Raw genomic sequence first — 21,163 nt, 5'->3', positions numbered from 1 at the left:
CTGTCAAGATTTTTTTCTATAAAAATTAATACTCTTTTCATTTGTGTGACAATGAACAAGATATTTAAAAATGTGTTATGATATTTTTATAAATGAAATGGAAGTGATTCTTATGAGTTCTAAAGGATTTGGCTATTGTGGATTAGCTTGTGATTATTGTCAGGATAATCCAAATTGTGTTGGCTGCAAAAAGGGAGGCTGTCCTGAAAAGGAAGCTTGTAAAAACTATCAATGCTGTACATCTAAAAATTATAAGTATTGTTTTGAATGTCCAGATTTTCCGTGTGAAGATAGTATTTTACATAAACTAAGGATAAGAACATTTTGTCAATATATTCAAAGATATGGAGAAGAAGATTTAAAAAAGCATTTGGAAGAAAATTGTAAAAAGGGAATTGTATATCATTATCAAAATAAGCATATAGGAGATTATGATCAATTTGACACAGAAAATGAAATAATAGAATTTATAAAAAATGGTAGAAAATAGCTAACATAATAAAAAAATGGGTATATAAAAACCACGTATTCATAAAATGGAACCTTAAAAATAGTATAACAATAAGAGAGCTTCCATACTTTTAAACGTGGTTATCATTTGAAAATGACTATTACTTTTATGGTCTGTATTGAAATTCAGTAATCCATAAGAATTATTTTATGCTGTCATTGAGATTTAATTTCTTGAATATTTGTATAAAATCATATGCCAAATATTTTTGGGTTCATTCATTTGATTTTTTAGTTATTGGATATATATGGGTTTATTATTATCTATATTTTCATGAAATAGAATTTTTAAAGCAGTGCAAGTGTTTGGAAGTAGATGATAATTGTAAATAAACTCATTGATGTTATAACAAAGTATCCAAAATAACTTTTATGTTTTATAATTCCTTCAATCATTTTAATCAAACCAAAGATAAGAGTAAATGGTGCCCAAATAACACCAAAAGATATAAATCCTTCTAAATATGGGAATAGACTAACTATAACAATGAAGAACAATGGTAGAATCACGATAAAAAAGAGAATAAATTTATATGTCATAAAAGCTTCCTGATCAGTGATTTTATCTTTCATTAAATCAATAATTAATTCATTAGATTCATTCAATAAATCTTTTTTCTCACAATATTCTCCCAACAATAATTCTTGTATTTCTATATCTAAGCATTGGCATAAAGGAATAATCAATGAGCTATCTGGTAAATTGATGCTCTTTCCCATTTGGATATTGATTTATCTGTAACACCAATTAATTCAGCCAATTCTTTTTGAGTCATGTTTTTTCTTTTCTACAAGATGCAATAAATTTTTCTACTTTTTTTATATCCATATCTAAAACCTCCTCCTAACTGAATTATAAAACATTTCAAAGTGTAAGTATAGAAACGGAAAGTAGAATGAGTGGAATTTAAGTTCTTATGAGTGAAATAATCAGCTTAATTCTCTCGGTTTAGTGCGATAGTTAATGAAAAAATAAATATATCTAAGTTTTAGATGTTTATTATTATTATACAAATGTTTCTACAGATGATTGAATCATTGATTATTATTCTTTAAAAAACTAAGATTTCATAAATGTCAAAATATAAATATACGTTATGACTGGTTATTTGATATAATTTCAATAGATTCATTATGAAAAAACTATATTTTTTAGATAAATATTTGACATCAAGGATAATGTTAAAAAATGTGATGAATTTTCAAAAACAATATATGAAAGGAAAATATTTATGCATTATAAAAAAGTAAAAGGGATTTTATCTTCGTCAAATGGAATGAACTTATATCGAGGATGTACTCATGGCTGTATATATTGTGACTCAAGAAGTCATTGTTATCGTATGGAACATGATTTTGAGGATATTGAAATTAAAGAAAATGCTATTGAATTGCTGGAACAGACTCTAAAAAGAAAACGATCAAAGTGTATGTTGAGTACAGGTTCTATGACAGATCCCTATATTCCTCTTGAAAATGAAATAGGTCATATGCGAAAGGCATTATCATTAGCGTATAAGTATGGTTTTGGTTTTACTTTCATCACAAAATCTAATCGTGTATTAAGAGATTTAGATTTATTAAAAGCGATTAATAATAAAACAAAATGTGTTGTACAAATGACATTAACAACTTATGATGAAGATTTATGTCAAATGATTGAACCAAACGTCAGTACAACTCGTGAAAGAGTGGAAGTCTTAAAGCAACTTCGTGATGCTGGTATTCCAACAGTTGTCTGGCTTTGCCCAATTCTTCCATTTATTAATGATACGAAAGAAAATATTATAAGTATTTTAAATGATTGTATTGAAGCCAAGGTTTATGGTGTTATCTGCTTTGGGATGTGGTTAACACTTCGTGAAGATAATAGAGAATATTTTTACAATCAGTTAGATCATTTGTTTCCTCATATGAAAGAAAAATATATACGAACTTATGGAAATCAATATCAACTTTATAGTTTAAAGAATCATCAGTTAATGGAGATTTTTCATCAGATGTGTGAGGAACATGGCATTATACATGATAATAAACAGATATTTGAGTATTTAAAGAAATTTGAAGATAAAACGAAAAATGTTCAATTGAGCTTATTTGATATAGACTTATAAAAGATGTAAGAATGAAGAAATATTTATGTTATTTTCTATAAAAAATATTCATGGTAAAATAGGATTTGTAAGTAAAGGAAGTGAAATGATGACTTTTGATTATAAAAAAGAATATAAGGAATTCTATATGCCTAAAAAGAAACCCAATATTATAACAATACCTCCAATGAATTATCTGGCAGTCAAAGGGAAGGGAAATCCTAATGATAAAAATGGAGATTATCAACAAACCATTAGTCTTTTATATAATATAGCTTATACAATTAAAATGAGTTATAAAAGTTCGTATCAGATAGATGGCTTTTTTCAATATGTTGTTCCACCATTGGAAGGTTTCTGGTGGCAGGAAGGAGTCAAAGGAATGGATTATCAAAGAAAAGATGATCTGCAATTTATTTCTTTGATTCGATTACCAGATTTTGTCAAAAAGGAAGATTTTGATTGGGCCATCCATACAGCAACGCAAAAAAAGAAACAAGATTTTTCAAGGGTGGAATTTTTAACCTATGATGAAGGGTTGTGTGTGCAGTGTATGCATATTGGCAGCTATGATAATGAACCTCAAACTGTATCACTGATGCATGAATATATGGAAAGTATGGGTTATGAGCTGGATATTCATGATCATAGATTTCATCATGAAATTTATTTAAGTGATCCTAGAAAAGCAAAGGTTGAAAAATTAAAAACAGTGATTAGACATCCTATCAAGAAAAAGTTATAAAAGATATATAGTGATAGGGATTGATTAGTTTTAGATAAAATAAGAAAAGATGTTTATAAATTTTATCATTGAAAAGTTATATACATGAAAGGAGGTGTATAGATGAGTTCGCTATTTGAAAATACGTGTAATACAAGGTTGTTATTTAAAAATGATACACGTTTTATAAGAAGTGATGTACCTATAAAGTTAACTGAAGATGAAATACAATGGCTCATTCATCATAATGTACGTACTATCTTTGATTTACGCAGTGAAAATGAACGTTTCAAGCAACCAAGTTTATTTGAAAACGATACACGTTTTATTTATCATCATACACCAGTGACGGGTGGCAATCATATTCCACGTACTCCTGAAGAAGTCAGTTTATCATATATTCATATGGTAGATGAAAACATGTGGAAAATCATATACATGATGCTTCATGCTTCTACACATGTCCTTTATTTTTGTAATGCCGGTAAGGATCGCACAGGAATTGTGTCAGCTATTTTAATGCTTTATTTTGGAATGGATCATGAAAGTATTGTTGAGGATTATTTGATATCCAAAGATAATTTACAAAAAAGATTAGAAATGTATGTTCAAAATCATCCTCATATAGATATGAATGTGATTACACCACGACGTGAATATATAGAACGATTTTTAGAAGATTTTGAACAGCAATATGATTTACAGATGATTAAAAAAATGGAAAATAATTTTTAATTGAAGAGTCATATTTTTTCGAATCTCCAATATCTTTATGTTATAATAATAGTATGAGTAAAGGAGGAATTTGATATGGCTCAAAATTTAAAATTTACTGTTACAGATCCAGTTGGTTTATATGCAACACCTACAACTGAATTGGTTAATACTGTGAAACAGTTTTATTGCCATGTAACATTAAATTATGGTAATAAAAGTGTCAATTTAAAAAGTATGATGGGAGTTTTATCTTTAGGAATTCCAACGAAAGCACAAGTTGAAATTGTTACTGACGGTGAAGATGAAAAAAAAGCAATTGAAATAATTAAAGATAAAATTAATGAATTAGGAATTTCAACAATTGAATAGTTATATAGGGTATTCAGTGATGAATACCTTTTTTGTAAGGGGAATCATTCAAAAGATTTGAGAAAAACGAATAGATGTGAGATACTAAACAAAAGGGGGTTTGATTCATGATTCAATACATTAGAAAAAGAGATGGACGTATGGATGTCTTTGATGTCAATAAAATTGCAGGAGCTATTTATAAGGCGTTTCAGGCAACAGAAGCGAAATATGGTCTAGATGCAGCTATTCATTTGGCACATATTGTAGAGCAGAAATTAGAGGATCGTCATACAGAATTGCCAACAGTAGAGCTGGTACAGGATACTGTAGAGGAAACATTAATAGAAAAAGGGTATGTACGTATTGCAAAAGCTTATATTTTGTATCGTGCTGAACGTACACGCTCTAGAGATCGAAAATCACGTTTAATGAAAACATTGGAAGAAATTACTTTTCAGGATGCTAAGGATAGTGATTTAAAACGAGAAAATGCGAATGTGAATGCTGATGCACCAATGGGAACAATGTTAAAATATGGGGCTGAAGCAGCCAAACAGTTTAATGAGATGTTTGTTTTAAATCCTTTACATAGTGCAGCACATCGTTCTGGCGATATACATATTCATGATATGGATTTTTTGACATTGACAACAACCTGTACCCAAATAGATATTATTGATTTGTTTAAAGGTGGTTTTTCAACTGGTCATGGAGTTTTGCGTGAACCTAATAGTATTACGACATATTCTGCTTTAACTTGCATTGCGATTCAATCTAATCAAAATGATCAGCATGGTGGACAGGCTATTGTGAATTTTGATTACGGAATGGCTGAAGGAATTAAAAAATCATATCGTAAGTGGTATTTGAAAGCTATTGAAGAAGCATTAACATTATTAACTGATGTCAATGTTGCAGATGTTATGGCACAGTTGAAATCATTAAATCATCAGCCTTCTTTAAGTTGTCAAAATTATGCTATAGAAGAAAAAGATGTATTGATGCATAATCATATATCTCCACAAATTATTGAGCGTATTCAAAAATTTGCAAGTGAAAGAGCATATCAGGATACTGATAAAGAAACATATCAGGCTATGGAAGCATTAATTCATAATTTAAATACGATGAATTCTCGTGCAGGAGCACAAGTACCATTTAGTTCATTGAATTATGGCATGGACACATCAGTTGAAGGAAGAATGGCTATTCGTAATGTCCTTCTTGCAACGGAGGCAGGCTTGGGTGGTGGAGAAACACCTATTTTTCCAATTCAGATATTTAGAGTTAAGGAAGGCATTAATTATCAAAAAGGTGAACCTAACTATGATTTATTCCAATTAGCATGTCGTGTTTCAGCAAAGCGTTTATTTCCTAATTTTTCGTTTGTTGATGCAACGTTTAATAAACAATATTATAAAGGAACACCAGAAACAGAAATTGCATATATGGGATGTCGTACTAGAGTTATGGGTAATATTTATGATCCAACTCGTGAGATTTCTCCAAGACGTGGGAATTTAAGTTTTACTTCTATTAATTTACCTCGTTTAGCGATTAAATCAAAAGGTGATATTGATGAATTCTTTATTAAGCTGGATCAATTAATAGATTTATGTATAGATCAATTATTAGAAAGATTTGAAATTCAGTGTAAAAGACGTGTGATGAATTATCCATTTTTAATGGGACAGGGTGTTTGGCTTGATTCAGAAAAATTAAAATCAACAGATGAAGTCAGAGAAGTATTAAAACATGGGACTTTAACGATTGGATTTATTGGTTTAGCCGAAACATTAAAATCTTTGATTGGTTATCATCATGGTGAAAGTGAAAAGGCACAAATTTTGGGATTACAAATTGTAGCGCATATGCGTCGTCGTGTTGATGAAGCCTGTCAGAAATATCATTTAAACTTTTCTTTAATTGCCACACCTGCAGAAGGATTATCAGGACGTTTTGTAAAACTAGATAGACAATTATATGGAAAGATTGAAGGAGTCACAGATCGAGAATACTATACGAATAGTTTTCATGTTCCTGTTTATTATCCAATCAGTGCTTTTGATAAAATAAGAATTGAAGGACCTTATCATGAACTCACAAATGGAGGACATATTAGTTATATTGAAATGGATGGTGATCCAACAAAGAATTTACCAGCTTTTGAAAAAATTGTAAGAGCTATGCATGATGCCAATATGGGATATGGGGCTATTAATCATCCTGTTGATCGTGATCCTGTTTGTGGATATAATGGCATTATTAATGATGTTTGTCCTCAATGTGGTCGTAAAGAAGCACCTCATGAAGAATTTGAAAGAATTAGACGTATCACAGGTTATCTTGTAGGAACGCTTGATCGTTTCAATGATGCCAAAAGAGCAGAAGAAAAAGATCGTGTTAAACATGGAATCAACAAAGATTAGACTATATGGTGTTGTTCATGATTCAATTGTAGATGGGCCTGGTTTACGTTATACTCTATTTACACAAGGGTGCTTACATCATTGTCCTGGCTGTCATAATCCTCAAAGCTGGGATATAAATGGTGGATATGAAGAAGATATTGAAACAATTGTTGCTGATATTTTAAGTAATCCACTTTTAGATGGTATAACCCTTTCTGGAGGTGAACCATTTTTACAAGTGAATCCTTTGAAAATATTGGTTTCTCAAATCAAAGCTCAAACTTCTTTACATATTATGATTTATAGTGGATATGTCTATGAAGACATTCTTAAACTTGGACAGGATGCCATTGATTTATTATCATTATGCGATACATTGGTAGATGGACGTTTTGTATTATCACTACGTAGTTTAGAATTGATTTATAAAGGTTCATCTAATCAAAGAATCATAGACATTCATAAAAGCCTCCAACAAGGACGTGTTTATGAACAAAAGGTGAGTGAATATGGAGAATTTATTGATTGAATAAATTCTCTTCTTTTTATAAAAGTTATTTTACTGTATAATAAAAAAGACAAGGAGGACAAGTATGAAGCCATTATTATGTTTTGATGTTGATGGTACATTAAGAGATAATGTTCATCATCAAGTGTCGTTATCAACACAAAAGGCGTTACGTCTATTAAAGAAAAATGGATATCATATGATTATTTCCTCAGGGCGAGGAATTGATTCATTAACACGAACAGGACTTATGGATATGTTTGAATGGGATGGATTTGTTTGTAATAATGGTCAGGTTGTTTTAGATGCCTATAAAAAAGAAATTTTTCACGCATCCATGGATCCTCAGGCCGTACAGGAAGTTTTATCTATAGCGAAACAATATAATTATGCTGTGACATTAAAATCTAAGCAACGTATTATTTCTAAGGAACCTGATGAATATGTTTTGCAGACACAAAGATATTTTCAAAATCAGATTCCTCCAGTAGGAACATATTGTGGTCAAGAAGTCGATGCGATGATTGTATATGGACCACTTGGCTATGATTATGCACCTTTTCAAAAAGTATCTGGAGTTCATGTTTTGCCTGGAGAATCTACATATGCTGATATTACAATTGCTGGATTATCAAAAGCAACAGGAATTCAAAAACTGATGCATTTATTAGGACTTCAGGAATATATTGCTTTTGGAGATTCTTTAAACGATGTCGATATGTTTAAACATGCCTCTCAAAGTGTAGCAATGGGGCAAGGAAATGAAAAATTAAAATCTACCGCTACTTTTATTACAAAATCTATTGATGAAGATGGTATATATTATGCATGTCTTCAACTGGGATTGATTCAAGAAGGAGAGTTATAATGACAAAAGAAGAAGCAACAAAAAAAGCGCATCAAATGAGCGCATATTTAGAAAGTGAGCAGGCTGATGAACAAACACATGATTTTGATGATTTATGGCAAAGTCTCTATGATATTTGTCAGCTGGCGACTTATGGAATTGTAGAATTAACGCCAGAAGAAATAAATGAAGCAATAGACTGGCTTAAAGAAACACAATCACTCACAAAATTATATCAGACAACAGAAATTTATTTTTCATAGGAGGGATTGGAAATGAAAGTTGTTGATATGCATTGTGATACAATTTCTGAGATATATTTACAAAGACAATCAAATCAAGATATATCATTAAAACAGAATAACCTGAATATAAGTTTAGAAAAAATGCAACAAGGTGATTACCTTTTACAAAACTTTGCCATGTTTACACCTTTGCATAAAACTGATAATCCTTTTCAATATGCGCATGATCTGATAGACACTTTTTATCATGAAATGAATCAGTATTCAGATATGATAGGCGTCATTAAAAATTATCAGGATATTATCAATAATATGAATCAGCATCGTATGAGTGCTATGTTAACGCTTGAAGAGGGTGCTGTTGTACAAAATGATCTTCACTATTTACAACATTATTATGATTTAGGTGTGCGCATGATTACGCTCACATGGAATTTTTCTAATGGTATAGGTTATCCTAATTTTTCAAGAGATGATGACAATCATGGCTATCATGCCTGTGATACAAAAAATGGTTTAACTGAATTTGGCAAGGCATATGTTCAAGAATGTGAACGTTTAGGAATCATTATTGATGTTTCACATCTTTCAGACGCTGGATTTGAAGATGTTTATCGTTTGACTACTAAACCGTTTGTCGCTTCACATTCCAATGCGAGAAGTGTTTGTCCACATGCGCGTAATTTAACTGATGAGATGATTTTAAAACTCGCAAGTCGTGGTGGAGTCATGGGGATGAATTATGCTGCTGACTTTTTAACAGAAAATGATGAAGAAAAGTGTTTATCAAAAATAGATGATATTGTCAAACACATTTTATATATTAAAAATTTAGCTGGTATTGACTGTATTGGTTTAGGAAGTGATTTTGATGGTATTCCACCATATTTAGAATTAAAAGATGCCTCTTATCTTCCAAAGTTAGAACAGGCATTAAAAGAAGCAGGATTATCATCGTTGGAGATTGAAAAAATATTCTTTAAAAATGTTTTGAGAGTTTATCAAGATATTCTTCAGTAAATAAAAAAGCAGATAGGTGGGAGTCCTCATCTGCTTTTTTGATATCAGTTTGGGAAAGGATATCATGAAGTAGTCAAATTTGAAGGGAAAACAAATTATTTTTGACTACACATATAATCTAACACATTATTTTGTATAAAATTTCATGCAATTGTCAAAAAATATGTGATTGTTTTTGATGTTACATAAATGGGACTATATTTCATAAATCATTTTGTGATATAATCATATAAAGTCGAAATATGGAGGTTAGCTCTTTATGAAAAAGTGTGTAATGTTTTTGATATGTGTGTTTTTGTTGGTAGGTTGTCAAGTTCATTCCTCACAACCTCTATCATCTCAATCTCATGAAAAACCACTTGATAGAAAAATTTATCAATATCATGATTATCTTTTATATATTTATGAAAACGATGAAAAGCAAAAGGGTTTTACTTTTGAATTTGAACTCAATCAATCTGGAATCGGGGATTTTGCTACTTATCAGGATGATTCTCATCAACAGGCAACATGTATACTATCTCATCAAAAAGACTGCCAATTGACATTTACTTTTGGCAAGGATTATGTTATTGTGAAAACAACTGATGAAGAAAATTATTTGAGTGCTGATTTGTCTGGACATTATGTATTACAGGAGGATTTATCGTGAAGAATTTGTTTTATAGACTGATTATCTTTTTAGATACAGCTCAAGAAAATGATACCAATTATAATATTGCCTGGTTCATGGCTAATAATTTTTATCGTATTGCGAATATGCGTATTAGTGAGTTGGCCGCAGAATGTTTTGTTTCACCAGCAACGATTTCACGTTTTTGTCGTGCTTTAGGCTATGAAAATTTTGCGCATCTTAAACAGGAATGTTATACATTCCATTCACATGATAAAAAATTCAATAATCTTATTAATATTTCACTTGAAACAATGAAGGATTCTCCTTTACAGGCAACGCAACAATATATCCAACAAGTTATTCAATACATTTCTGACTTACCAAAGTTTTTAGATTGGAATGAAGTTGATGCAATCTTAAAATTAATTCATGATAGTGAATCAGTTGCTTTTTTTGGTACACAATTTTCACAAAGTGCAGCTTTACACTTACAAACAGATTTACTGATGTTAGAAAAGTTTACAATGGCATATATGGATTCTTCACGACAGCTAGAATGTGCAAAACAATTAAATCAAAACAGTGTAGCAATTATTATGACTGTTAATGGATATTTCGCAAACAGTAATGCAAAGATTTTACAGTATATAAAAAAATCAGGATGTCAGGTTGTTTTGATGACTTGTCATCCACAGTTGGATTTAAAAATACCAGTTCATCATAAGTTAGTATTAGGTCAATCTAAAAACAGAAAAACAGGTAAACATAGTTTGTTAACTGCAGTAGAACTTATGTCACTGAGATATTATTGTTTATATTATCCTTCACTTCAAGAATTAAAGGGGCATCTTCTTTAATTCTTTTTTTCTTGTGGTAGGATAGAAAATTATATATAATAAACATAATAAAAGAAGGTGAAAACATGAGGGAAATAAAACAGGAAGATATTATACAGACAGTCAAAACATTATGCATAGAGGCTAATTATCAATTGCCTCAAGATGTTCGAAATGCGATTGATCAGGCAAGTCAAATAGAAGATGGTCAATTGGCTAAACAGACATTATCTATTTTAAAAGAAAATGCAAAAATGGCTCAATCATTGTCAGTTCCTATCTGTCAGGATACAGGGATGGCTTGTTTATTTGTTGAAATAGGACAAGATGTTCATGTGCAGGGATCTTTACAGGATGCTTTACAGGAAGGTGTTCGACAGGGATATCAGGAAGGATATTTAAGAAAAAGTGTTGTTGATGATCCTGTTTTTGATCGAATCAATACAAAAGATAACACACCTGCCTTGATTCACTATGAAATTGTGGAAGGTGACAAATTGAAAATTATTGTTGCTCCAAAAGGTTTTGGTAGTGAAAATATGAGTCAGGTCAAAATGCTCAAACCAAGTGATGGGGTAGAAGGAATTAAAGATTTTGTTTTAAAAGTTGTTGAAGAAGCAGGACCTAATGCTTGTCCTCCTATGGTGATTGGAGTTGGTATTGGAGGTTCTTTTGATTATGTCACATATCTTGCGAAAAAAGCGATGCTCAGAGATATAGGAACACATCATAGTGATTTACGATATCAACAATTAGAAGAAGAATTATTAGAAAAAATTAATCAGTTAGGTATTGGACCAGCTGGCTATGGAGGGAAAACAACAGCTTTGTCATTGAATATTGAGACATATCCAACGCATATTGCAGGAATGCCAGTTGCTGTTTCTATCTGCTGTCATGTTGCCAGACATAAGGAGGTTATTTTATGATCAAACATATGACAACACCTTTGACGCAATCACAGGCTCTTGCCTTGCAAGCTGGCGATCAGGTTTTATTATCAGGTGTTATTTATACTGCCAGAGATGCGGCACATAAACGTTTGGTGGCTTTAATAGAAAAGGGAGAGGAATTACCCTTTGATGTTAAAGATCAAATTATATATTATGTTGGACCTACTCCAGCAAAACCAGGACATGTTTTTGGCAGTGGGGGACCGACAACATCTGGACGCATGGATGCTTATGCGAAAGCACTTATGCAGCTAGGTTTGCGTGGAATGATTGGTAAAGGTTACCGTCAAGATCATGTCAAACAAGCTATAATGGACTATCAGAGTATTTATTTTGGAGCAATTGGAGGAGCAGGCGCTTATATTGGACAATGTATTCAATCTTGTGAAGTCATTGCTTTTGAGGATTTAGGGCCTGAAGCTATTCGTCGTTTAGTAGTTAAAGATTTACCTTTAACAGTTGTGATTGACTGCTATGGACATGATTTATATGAAATGGGTAGAAGTCAGTATTTAAAGGAGCATAACCATGACAATTCATGATTATAATGAAGTTGATATTTTATATACTCTGATGTCTTATGTGAATGTTTCTTCACCTCAAGACATGTATTATGCGATTGCTCATACCATTTTAACTCATATAGATCAGATTCCAAGTATCAGTATTAATGATTTGGCAGACCTTTGTTATACCTCTCCAGCAACGATCTCACGTTTTTGTAAAGATATGAATTGTAAAAGCTTTGTGAATTTTAAAAACGAAATTGCTATCGCTTTAGAAATTGCACGCAATGAAATTCATTTATCAACTCAGGATGCTCAAAAAGTTTCGGAAGATCCTGATTATTTAAAAAAGAAAATGTATCATGAAGCAATGGAGTCTTTGGCACTTGTTGAAAAATCTATTGATATGAAAGATATTGATCGTATTTGTGAAATGATATACCAGGCTAAAAAAGTACATATGTTGGGTTATCAGTTTAACAAGATTATATCTAATGATTTTCAAATGAAGATGCTAAAACATCGTAAATTTGTTTATGCGTTTGTTGAACGTGGTGATGAAATTCAAAGATTGGATATTATAGATAAAGATAGTCTGGTTATTATTATTACTGTTCGTGCCAGAGAACAGCTGATGAAAGCATTAATAGATAAAATTAAGGAACATCATCCAAAGATTTTATTATTAACAATGAATCAGACATATCAAAATGATGATATAGATTGGATTTATCGTATTGATGGTACTGAAAGTCAATACAGTGAATCTTCATTACAGGGAACAATGAATTTTTTAAGTTTACTGAATTTAATATATGTTCGATATGGATTGTTATATCGAGAATAGGAGAAAGTATGTATAGTTTTTTAAATGATTATAGTGAAGGAGCACATCCTCAGATTTTAGAAGCATTAAATCAGACAAATCTGATTCAGACTGTTGGTTATGGTAAAGATGAATACTGTCATCTGGCTCAAAAAGTCATTAAAGAACGTATTCATAATGAACAGGCTGATGTTCATTTTCTTGTTGGTGGAACACAAACAAATATGTTAATGATTTCATATGCTTTGAAACATTATCAGGCTGTTATTGCCTGTGATGAAGGACATATTCAGGTTCATGAAACGGGTGCTGTTGAAGGAGCAGGACATAAGATTTTAACACGTCCACATGTCCATGGTAAAGTGACATGTCAAATGATTGAAGACATTTGTCAGCAACATACAGACGAACATATGGTTCAACCTCGTATGGTTTATATTTCTCAAACAACAGAATTAGGAACTTATTATACGCGTGATGAATTAAAAGCACTTTATGAAGTCACGAGAAAATATGATTTATATCTATTCTTAGATGGAGCAAGACTTGGAAGTGCTCTGGTTTTACAAGATGCTCCAACACTTGAAGAAATTGCACAATATGTTGATGCCTTTTATATCGGTGGAACAAAAATGGGTGCTTTGTTTGGGGAAGCTCTCGTTATTATTCATGATGATTTAAAACCTCAATTTCGTTATCATATGAAAAATAAAGGGGCTATGTTAGCAAAAGGACGATTGTTGGGCATTCAATTTTATGAATTGTTTAAAGATCATTTATATGAAGATATTGGTCTTCATGAAAATCGAATGGCTGATATGATACGTCAGGCATTGATTAAAAAAGGAATTCCACTTTATGAGCCTTCTGCCACTAATCAGATTTTTGTGGATTTACCACAAAATGCTTTAGAGGCTATTGAAAAAGAGTTTATGGTGACGCATATGGGAGCTATTCCTGGTGGTGAGCGCGTACGTATTGTCACTTCATGGGCAACTTCTCAAGAAGCTGTATTATCGTTTGTTTCGCTTATTGAAAATCTTTAATGGAAGATAGACGATTGCACTGTACAAGACATGAGACTTGTATTATAATAAGCTCTAGGGAATACCCTAATATACATAGAAATGGAGATTATAGTATGAATAAAAATGAATTATTAGAAAAAGTTTCTTTAGCATCAGGTTTAACAAAAAAAGAATCTGAAGCTGCAATTAATGCTTTTTTAGAAACTTTAACTGATGTATTAAAAGCAGGAGATAAGATTTCTTTAAAAGGTTTTGGAACTTTTGAAGTTCGTACAAGAGAAGCTAGAATGGGACGTAACCCAAGAACTGGTGAAACAATGGAAATCGCTGCTAGTAAAGTTCCTGCATTTAAAGCAAGTTCAGCTTTAAAGAATGTTGTTAATGGTAAATAATGAGATAAAAAAGCTGTGATGACAGCTTTTTTTATTTTAAGAAATGATTCAACATAATAATAAAAAACCTATAAAGATTTGATTAATCTTTATAGGTATTATTTTATTTTATAATGATTCCTTCGCAAGGTGCACCAGCAGCATTTGATTCATCAGTATCGATATGCATTGCTAAAGCATAGCTATCGCTGACACGGCAGACAACATCACCAAAAACAAGTGAACGGTCAGCTGATTTCACTTCAACACTGACAACATCTTTATCTTGTACTCCAAATTCTTGGGCATCAGCAGTTGTCATATGAATGTGACGTTTTGCAGCAATAACACCACAAGAAATTTCAACTTCACCAGCAGGACCAACCAATTTGCATCCAGCAGTTCCTTCGATATCTCCAGATTCTCTAATTAATGCTTTGATTCCTAATGATCTAGCATCTGTTAAAGAGACTTCAACTTGAGTTTGAGCACGTGTAGGTCCTAAAATAGACATTTTTGTTTCGCCTTTTGGACCAATAACAGTGACTTTTTCCTGACAGGCAAATTGTCCAGGTTGTGATAAATCTTTTTTGTTTGTTAAAACATATCCTTTACCAAATAAAGTTTCTAAATCTGCTTGTGATAAATGTACATGTCTAGCAGAAGTTTCGACTAAAATTGTTTTTCCCATAAAATATCCTCCTATAACATACTTATCTTACAACTTTTTTGTGTGTTTGCAAAGGAATTTGTTTCTTTTTGATAAAAAATATGAAGTTCACAAAATGAAGATATAGATTTTCAGGAAATGAAAAAGGTAACGTTTTACTTTTGATGGAAAACTGATATAATAAAAAAGAAATGTAGGTGATAAAGATTGAATCTTAGTGTTGTGATAAATTTTATAAGATCAGCGATAGATTTGATTGCAGTATGGTTTATTTTATATTACTTAATTTCAATGTTTAAGACAAATATGAAAACCATGCAATTATTTAAAGGTGTTCTTTTTATTTTGATTGTCAAAGTATTAACAAGTTTGCTTGGATTAACGACACTTAATTATCTTGTTGATAGTATTATTAATTGGGGTGTATTAGCCATTATTATTATTTTTCAGCCAGAAATTAGAACTCTGCTGGAAAAGATGGGACAAACCAAATTAGAAGTTAAAAAAGAAATAAGTAATGATGAAAAGGAAAGACTGATGGATGAATTGGTAGATGCGATTTCGACTCTTGCAAAAGAGCAGACAGGAGCATTAATTACTTTTGAAAGAGGTCAATCCATGATTGATTATATCAATACAGGAACAAAGATCAATGCCGATATACGTAGTGAGCTTTTTTTGACTATTTTCTGGGAAGGGACACCGCTTCATGATGGGGCAACAATTATTCAGGGGGATCGTGTAGCCTGTGCGGCAGCATTTTATCCACCAACAAATAAGGAACTCAGTCCTAAATATGGAGCACGTCATAGGGCAGCGATTGGAATTAGTGAAATTACAGATTCATTAACTGTTGTTGTCAGTGAAGAAACAGGAACCATTTCTTTTGCAACGAATGGTGAATTAAGAAAGATTCCTATTAAGGAATTAAGGGCATCATTAGTGAATGAATTGCAATGGTTTAAATCTAGTGATGAAGGAGGTCAAGCTCATGAGTCCTAGAAATCAAAAAAATAACAGACCTTTAAAAGATACAACAACTGACTTTTTCTTGAAAATTATTGAAAAAGAAAAAGACCAGACAAGTAAAGATACATCTAGTAAAGAAAGTGTCAATGAAAAAAAAGTGAAAGCTATTGATACGGGGGCACGCTTTTATAACTATATGAATCAGCTTTTAGATAAAATATTATCAAGTAAGGTCTCAATTACAATTTTATCTTTTGTTATGGCTGCAGTTTTATTTTATAGTGTATCAGGAAAAGATATTCTTACAAGTCCAACTTCAGGAGCAACATTAGAAAATGTTCCTGTTTATGTAGAAAATCTTGATGATTCTTTGGAAGCATCAGGCATACCTGAAAGTGTATCAGTTGTTTTGGTTGGACCATCGCTAGATATATATAAAACGAATTTTTCTAGAGATTATCAGGTTTATCTAGATTTGCAGGATTTAGATGAAGGAGATTATGTTTTGAATCTAAGAACACGTAATTTCCCTGAATCGTTACAGGTTGTATCCATTCCTAGTTCAATTAAGGTAACGCTTGCTAAAAAAGTAACGCGTACATTTGATTTAGGATATCGTTTTATTAATGAAGATCAACTGGATAGTAAATATTCGGTCAGTGTGAATCAAATGGATTTGGATACTGTAGAGTTACGAGCAAGTGAAGAAACTTTATCTAGAGTCGAAACGGTTGAGGCTTGCATTGATGTATCTGATAAGACTGAAGATTTTGAACAAAATGCAAGAATTAGAGCTTATGACAGTAATGGTGAAGAATTAAATGTAGAAATGAGTCCTGAGTCTGTCCATGTCACATGTCAGGTATCATCTTATAGTAAGACAGTTCCTATTCATGTTAATCTTGTAGGGAACCTGCCAACGGGATATCAGGTATCTCAGTATACACTGTCACAAAGTGAAGTTACAATTTTTGGATTAGAAGAACAATTAAATGAAATTCAACAAGTTGAAGTAGATGTTGATATCACAGATTTAAAATCAAGTACAACAATGACGAATCTTGCATTGAAAAAGATAGCAGGTATTAATAAATTTTCGCAGGATGCAATTGATGTCAGTGTGGAAATTGAAAAAGTCATTACAAAAAAATTCGATAACATTCCTATTAAGGTGTTGAATAATTCGCGTGATTATAAGGTTTCGTTTGCTGGCCAAGGACAGAATGCTTCAGTATCAGTAACGGGAACCGAGGATAAAATCAATACTTTAAAAGTTGATAATATTCAAGCAACAATTGATATTGATGGTTTGGATGTTGGAACACATCAGGTGAATGTTAAAATAGCTGGTGATGATGAAACATTAACAATGAAATTATTATCATCATCTAAAGTTACAATTAATATAGAAAGGAATTAGAAAAATGGGAAAGTATTTTGGAACAGATGGATTTAGAGGAGAAGCAAATATAGATTTGACAGTAGAACATGCCTATCAGGTAGGAAGATATTTAGGATGGTATTTTTCACGTTCTCATCGAGCAAGAATTGTGATTGGAAAGGATACAAGAAGAAGTTCTTATATGTTTGAATATGCTCTTGTAGCTGGATTAACTGCAAGTGGAGCTGATGTATATTTATTACATGTGACAACAACACCTTCTGTTTCTTATGTAGTAAGAAGCGAAGAGTTTGATTGTGGAATCATGATTTCTGCTTCACACAATCCTTATTATGATAATGGTATTAAAATTATCAATGGAAAAGGACATAAATTAGAAGCAACAATAGAAAACCTCATCGAGCAATATATTGATGGTTTAGCAGATCCTATTCCATTTGCTACAAAAGATAAGATTGGACGTACAATTGATTATTCAATGGGAAGAAATCGTTACATTGGATATTTAATGAGTATTCCAACACGTGCTTTTAAAGATATCAAAGTTGGTCTTGATTGTGCCAATGGTTCATCAAGTGCCATAGCAAAAAGTGTTTTTGATGCTTTAGGTGCTCAAACACATGTGATTAATAATCAGCCTGATGGGTTGAATATCAATACAAATTGTGGTTCTACACATATTGAAGTTTTGCAGAAATATGTGGTTGAAAATGGTTTGGATGTTGGTTTTGCCTATGATGGTGATGCGGATCGCTGTATTGCAGTAGATGAATTTGGACGTGTAGTCAATGGTGATTTGATATTATATGTTTGTGGTTTAGAAATGAAACAAAAAGGTGAACTTTTAAATAACACCATTGTTACAACAGTGATGAGTAATTTTGGATTATATAAATCATTGGATAAGGCTGGTATTCAATATGAAAAAACAGCTGTGGGTGATAAATATGTTTATGAAAATATGATGAAAAATGGACATTGTATTGGTGGAGAACAGTCTGGTCATATTATTTTCTCTAAACATGCAACAACAGGTGATGGTATTTTAACATCATTGAAAATCATGGAAACAATGGTTGAAAATAAGAAAACATTAGCTCAACTAACTGAACAGGTTGAAATTTATCCTCAATTATTAATTAATGTAAGAGTGAGTGATAAGGCTTTAGCTCAAAATGATCCTGATGTTCAAAAAGCAGTCAAAGAAGTTGAAGAAGCATTAGGTGATGAAGGAAGAATTTTAGTACGTGAAAGTGGAACTGAGCCAGTTGTAAGAGTCATGGTCGAAGCACAAAGTGATGAAATCTGTCATGAATATGTCTTGAAAGTTGTTAATACAATCAAAGCAAAAGGGTATGCTGTAGAAAAATAATATAATTTCACATATTATCACAAAATATTGCCATTTTATATGGCAATATTTTGTATATAATGAATGAAAGAGGTGAGGAATGTGAAATACCGTATTAATATCATAGATGATGAAAAAAATTTAAATGATCTTGTCAGAACTTATTTAGAAAAAGAAGGATATATTGTTTATTCTTTTTATACATATGAAGAAGCTTTTTTGCATAAAGATGATGATGTCCATTTATGGATTGTAGATATTATGTTAGATAAAAATAGTGGTTTTGATTTACTGAATGAAATCAAAGCTTGTAAGCCTGATATGCCTATTGTTTTTATGAGTGCCAGAGATCAGGAATTTGATCGTATTATTGGATTGGAAAAAGGCTGCGATGAATATATTACCAAGCCTTTTAATATTAAAGAATTGATTTTAAGAATACATAATGTCTTAAAACGTGTTTATAAGGATGATCCAGCCTTGATTAATATTGATGGATATGCCATTGATGAAGAAAAAAGAAAGGTTTTATTTCAAAATACTGAAATTGAATTAACGACAAAAGAATATGAGTTATTACTTTATTTTATTAAAAATAAAGGATTGGCTATTTCACGTGATCAGGTTTTATCTAAAGTTTGGGATGAAAACTATTTTGGTAGTGACCGAGTTGTAGATGATACATTGCGTCGTTTAAGAAAAAAGATGCCTGATTTAAATATTAAGACGATTTATGGATTTGGATATAGATTAGATTAATATGGAAAAAATAAAATCAAAATTATCTTTTTTTAAAAAATTATCGTTGGTTCAACAGTTGATTGTTGTATTATGTTTTGTGGGATTATTATTGGTTGCTGTATTAATGCCTATTGTTGATTATAATGTAACTTCAATTGTTGATAAGCAGATGTATGAACGTTTAACAATTTCTCAGTATTCTATCATATATAATAATATTATGCCCTATAAACAGGAAAAAGAGGTCTATCATATTATTTATGATACGTCCAATAATTCTTTTGTTCAATCTAATATAGGGAGTGTTCAGGCTGTTTATGATTTATACTCTTATCTCTTTAAAGATGATTTAGCTAAAATTGTCAATACAGATCAGGAAGTTTTAAAGAATAAAGGGGAGTATGATGAAAGAACATACTATTATATGATTACGAAAATCAATAATACTTCAAAATATTTGATTTCACTTGTGGATAGTGAATACTCTGTTTCCTTGATTACTTCATTACGTAATCAGATTATTTATATACAATATGGTTTCTTTATTATTTTTGCATTAGTGATGATTCTATGGGTTTTAACATTAATCAATCCTTTGAAAAAGATAAAAAATTATATTGATAATATTAAAGATAGAAAAGATAGTGATTTGATTATGAATCGTGAAGATGAGATTGGAATTGTTTCTAAGGCTTTGGTCGAAATGAAAGAAGATCTAGATAAACAGGAAAGTATTAAAGAAGAAATGATACACAATATTTCTCATGATTTAAAAACACCTATCGCTCTTATTCAAACTTATGCACAAAGTATTAAAGATGATGTCTATCCTTATGGAGATAAAGATAGTTCTATTGATATTATTTTGGAAAATGCTGATCGTTTAGAACATAAAGTCAAATCATTTTTATATTTAAATCGTTTGGATTATTTGCAGGGTGAAGATAATGAAATAGGATCTTTTGCTATTCAAGATTTAATTGAAAAAATTGTTTTGCAGATGGATTTCATGAAGCCAGATTTACATTTAGAAACAGAATTAGAAGATGTTCAATTTGATGGTGATGAGGAACATTGGCGAGTGGCTATAGAAAATATTATTGAAAATGCTTCACGCTATGCAAAATCTGTTATTAAAATTACGCTTAAGGAAGATTATCTGGAAATATATAATGATGGTGAAAATATTGATGAAGCCACTTTACCATATTTGTTCGATCCATATGTTAAAGGAGTGAAAGGACAATTCGGTTTAGGACTTTCTATTGTTAGTAAGATTGCTTCTATGTTCCAGTATTCTGTGACTGCAAAGAATCATGATGTTGGTGTAAGTTTTATCTTTCAAAAGAAAAAATAAAGCATATCAGTTATGACTGACATGCTTTTTTTGTGTGTGCCACGCATGGCATAAAACTTGGTGGTGAAAGTCCACTGTGGAGGTTTCGTACTACCAACCACTAGCCAAAGA

The 21,163-nt window shown here is 31.3% G+C and carries 25 protein-coding genes; 22 read left to right on the top strand and 3 right to left on the bottom strand.

Annotated elements, in window-relative coordinates:
- Positions 1-112: 112 nt before the first annotated feature.
- Positions 113-490 (top strand): DUF3795 domain-containing protein, encoded by a 378-nt coding sequence (locus tag ACESR5_RS08465; protein WP_087304127.1) that lies wholly within the window; start codon positions 113-115, stop codon positions 488-490.
- A 308-nt stretch (positions 491-798) separates the two neighbouring features.
- On the opposite strand, the gene ACESR5_RS08460 is transcribed toward ACESR5_RS08465, so the two are convergent.
- Positions 799-1,230: a hypothetical protein gene (locus tag ACESR5_RS08460; RefSeq protein ID WP_373155128.1), complete on the bottom strand. Its 432-nt coding sequence runs from the start codon at positions 1,228-1,230 to the stop codon at positions 799-801.
- A complete protein-coding gene (locus ACESR5_RS08455) occupies positions 1,194-1,286 on the bottom strand; it encodes a helix-turn-helix domain-containing protein (protein ID WP_373155089.1) in 93 nt (30 codons plus the stop codon). The genes ACESR5_RS08460 and ACESR5_RS08455 overlap by 37 nt, the downstream gene beginning before the upstream one ends.
- Before the next feature lie 456 nt (positions 1,287-1,742).
- Between ACESR5_RS08455 and ACESR5_RS08450 the strand changes: the two genes are divergently transcribed.
- From ACESR5_RS08450 to ACESR5_RS08375, 16 genes are all read left to right on the top strand, one after another.
- Positions 1,743-2,624, top strand: a complete 882-nt coding sequence (locus ACESR5_RS08450; RefSeq protein ID WP_373155087.1) for a radical SAM protein — start codon at positions 1,743-1,745, stop codon at positions 2,622-2,624.
- Positions 2,625-2,712: 88 nt separating this feature from the next.
- Positions 2,713-3,348: a GyrI-like domain-containing protein gene (locus ACESR5_RS08445; protein WP_373155124.1), complete on the top strand. Its 636-nt coding sequence runs from the start codon at positions 2,713-2,715 to the stop codon at positions 3,346-3,348.
- Between the two features lie 102 nt (positions 3,349-3,450).
- Positions 3,451-4,062, top strand: coding sequence for a tyrosine-protein phosphatase (locus ACESR5_RS08440; RefSeq protein ID WP_087304116.1), 612 nt, complete (start codon positions 3,451-3,453; stop codon positions 4,060-4,062).
- Between the two features lie 75 nt (positions 4,063-4,137).
- On the top strand, positions 4,138-4,413 hold the full coding sequence (locus ACESR5_RS08435; protein WP_087297088.1) for an HPr family phosphocarrier protein: 276 nt from the start codon (positions 4,138-4,140) through the stop codon (positions 4,411-4,413).
- 107 nt (positions 4,414-4,520) lie between these two features.
- Positions 4,521-6,824, top strand: a complete 2,304-nt coding sequence (locus ACESR5_RS08430; RefSeq protein ID WP_087297089.1) for an anaerobic ribonucleoside triphosphate reductase — start codon at positions 4,521-4,523, stop codon at positions 6,822-6,824.
- Positions 6,805-7,335, top strand: coding sequence for an anaerobic ribonucleoside-triphosphate reductase activating protein (gene nrdG / locus ACESR5_RS08425; RefSeq protein ID WP_373155122.1), 531 nt, complete (start codon positions 6,805-6,807; stop codon positions 7,333-7,335). Before ACESR5_RS08430 ends, nrdG begins: the two co-directional genes overlap by 20 nt.
- 64 nt (positions 7,336-7,399) lie before the next feature.
- On the top strand, positions 7,400-8,182 hold the full coding sequence (locus ACESR5_RS08420; RefSeq protein WP_373155084.1) for an HAD family hydrolase: 783 nt from the start codon (positions 7,400-7,402) through the stop codon (positions 8,180-8,182).
- Positions 8,182-8,424: a hypothetical protein gene (locus ACESR5_RS08415; protein ID WP_087243034.1), complete on the top strand. Its 243-nt coding sequence runs from the start codon at positions 8,182-8,184 to the stop codon at positions 8,422-8,424. The genes ACESR5_RS08420 and ACESR5_RS08415 overlap by 1 nt, the downstream gene beginning before the upstream one ends.
- A gap of 12 nt (positions 8,425-8,436) precedes the next feature.
- A complete protein-coding gene (locus ACESR5_RS08410) occupies positions 8,437-9,426 on the top strand; it encodes a dipeptidase (RefSeq protein WP_087243032.1) in 990 nt (329 codons plus the stop codon).
- 259 nt (positions 9,427-9,685) lie between these two features.
- On the top strand, positions 9,686-10,078 hold the full coding sequence (locus tag ACESR5_RS08405) for a hypothetical protein (protein WP_373155082.1): 393 nt from the start codon (positions 9,686-9,688) through the stop codon (positions 10,076-10,078).
- A complete protein-coding gene (locus tag ACESR5_RS08400; RefSeq protein WP_087243028.1) occupies positions 10,075-10,899 on the top strand; it encodes a MurR/RpiR family transcriptional regulator in 825 nt (274 codons plus the stop codon). The genes ACESR5_RS08405 and ACESR5_RS08400 overlap by 4 nt, the downstream gene beginning before the upstream one ends.
- Positions 10,900-10,964: 65 nt before the next feature.
- Positions 10,965-11,807, top strand: coding sequence for a fumarate hydratase (locus ACESR5_RS08395; protein WP_373155080.1), 843 nt, complete (start codon positions 10,965-10,967; stop codon positions 11,805-11,807).
- The gene (locus ACESR5_RS08390) at positions 11,804-12,373 is read left to right on the top strand and encodes a Fe-S-containing hydro-lyase (protein ID WP_087297094.1); all 570 of its coding nucleotides are present in this window, start codon (positions 11,804-11,806) and stop codon (positions 12,371-12,373) included. Before ACESR5_RS08395 ends, ACESR5_RS08390 begins: the two co-directional genes overlap by 4 nt.
- Positions 12,360-13,184 carry a MurR/RpiR family transcriptional regulator gene (locus ACESR5_RS08385; protein ID WP_087297095.1) on the top strand — a complete coding sequence of 275 codons (825 nt, stop codon included), beginning with the start codon at positions 12,360-12,362 and terminating at the stop codon, positions 13,182-13,184. The genes ACESR5_RS08390 and ACESR5_RS08385 overlap by 14 nt, the downstream gene beginning before the upstream one ends.
- An 8-nt stretch (positions 13,185-13,192) precedes the next feature.
- Complete coding sequence (locus ACESR5_RS08380; protein WP_087243020.1) at positions 13,193-14,209, top strand: low specificity L-threonine aldolase; 1,017 nt, start codon at positions 13,193-13,195, stop codon at positions 14,207-14,209.
- Complete coding sequence (locus ACESR5_RS08375; protein WP_158095465.1) at positions 14,209-14,583, top strand: HU family DNA-binding protein; 375 nt, start codon at positions 14,209-14,211, stop codon at positions 14,581-14,583. Before ACESR5_RS08380 ends, ACESR5_RS08375 begins: the two co-directional genes overlap by 1 nt.
- Positions 14,584-14,686: 103 nt before the next feature.
- On the opposite strand, the gene pduL is transcribed toward ACESR5_RS08375, so the two are convergent.
- Positions 14,687-15,253 (bottom strand): phosphate propanoyltransferase, encoded by a 567-nt coding sequence (pduL, locus tag ACESR5_RS08370; RefSeq protein ID WP_373155077.1) that lies wholly within the window; start codon positions 15,251-15,253, stop codon positions 14,687-14,689.
- Between the two features lie 186 nt (positions 15,254-15,439).
- Here pduL and cdaA point away from each other — a divergent pair, with 186 nt between their 5' ends.
- The 5 genes from cdaA (at position 15,440) to ACESR5_RS08345 (ending at position 21,052) form a co-directional block, all read left to right on the top strand.
- On the top strand, positions 15,440-16,234 hold the full coding sequence (gene cdaA, locus ACESR5_RS08365) for a diadenylate cyclase CdaA (RefSeq protein WP_087243014.1): 795 nt from the start codon (positions 15,440-15,442) through the stop codon (positions 16,232-16,234).
- The gene (locus ACESR5_RS08360; RefSeq protein WP_087297099.1) at positions 16,224-17,621 is read left to right on the top strand and encodes a YbbR-like domain-containing protein; all 1,398 of its coding nucleotides are present in this window, start codon (positions 16,224-16,226) and stop codon (positions 17,619-17,621) included. Before cdaA ends, ACESR5_RS08360 begins: the two co-directional genes overlap by 11 nt.
- Before the next feature lie 4 nt (positions 17,622-17,625).
- Entirely contained in the window at positions 17,626-18,975 is a 1,350-nt protein-coding gene (glmM, locus tag ACESR5_RS08355; RefSeq protein WP_373155074.1) for a phosphoglucosamine mutase, read from the top strand.
- 81 nt (positions 18,976-19,056) lie between these two features.
- Positions 19,057-19,713, top strand: coding sequence for a response regulator transcription factor (locus ACESR5_RS08350; protein WP_087243008.1), 657 nt, complete (start codon positions 19,057-19,059; stop codon positions 19,711-19,713).
- Between the two features lies 1 nt (position 19,714).
- The gene (locus ACESR5_RS08345; protein WP_373155072.1) at positions 19,715-21,052 is read left to right on the top strand and encodes a sensor histidine kinase; all 1,338 of its coding nucleotides are present in this window, start codon (positions 19,715-19,717) and stop codon (positions 21,050-21,052) included.
- Positions 21,053-21,163 lie beyond the last annotated feature (111 nt).

The organism is Clostridium sp. AUH-JLR23, assembly GCF_964238065.1.
GTDB classification, from domain to species: domain Bacteria; phylum Bacillota_I; class Bacilli_A; order Erysipelotrichales; family Coprobacillaceae; genus Allocoprobacillus; species Allocoprobacillus merdigallinarum.
The sequence above is the reverse complement of the archived record's forward strand: the minus strand, read 5'-3'. Positions and strand labels throughout refer to the sequence as shown.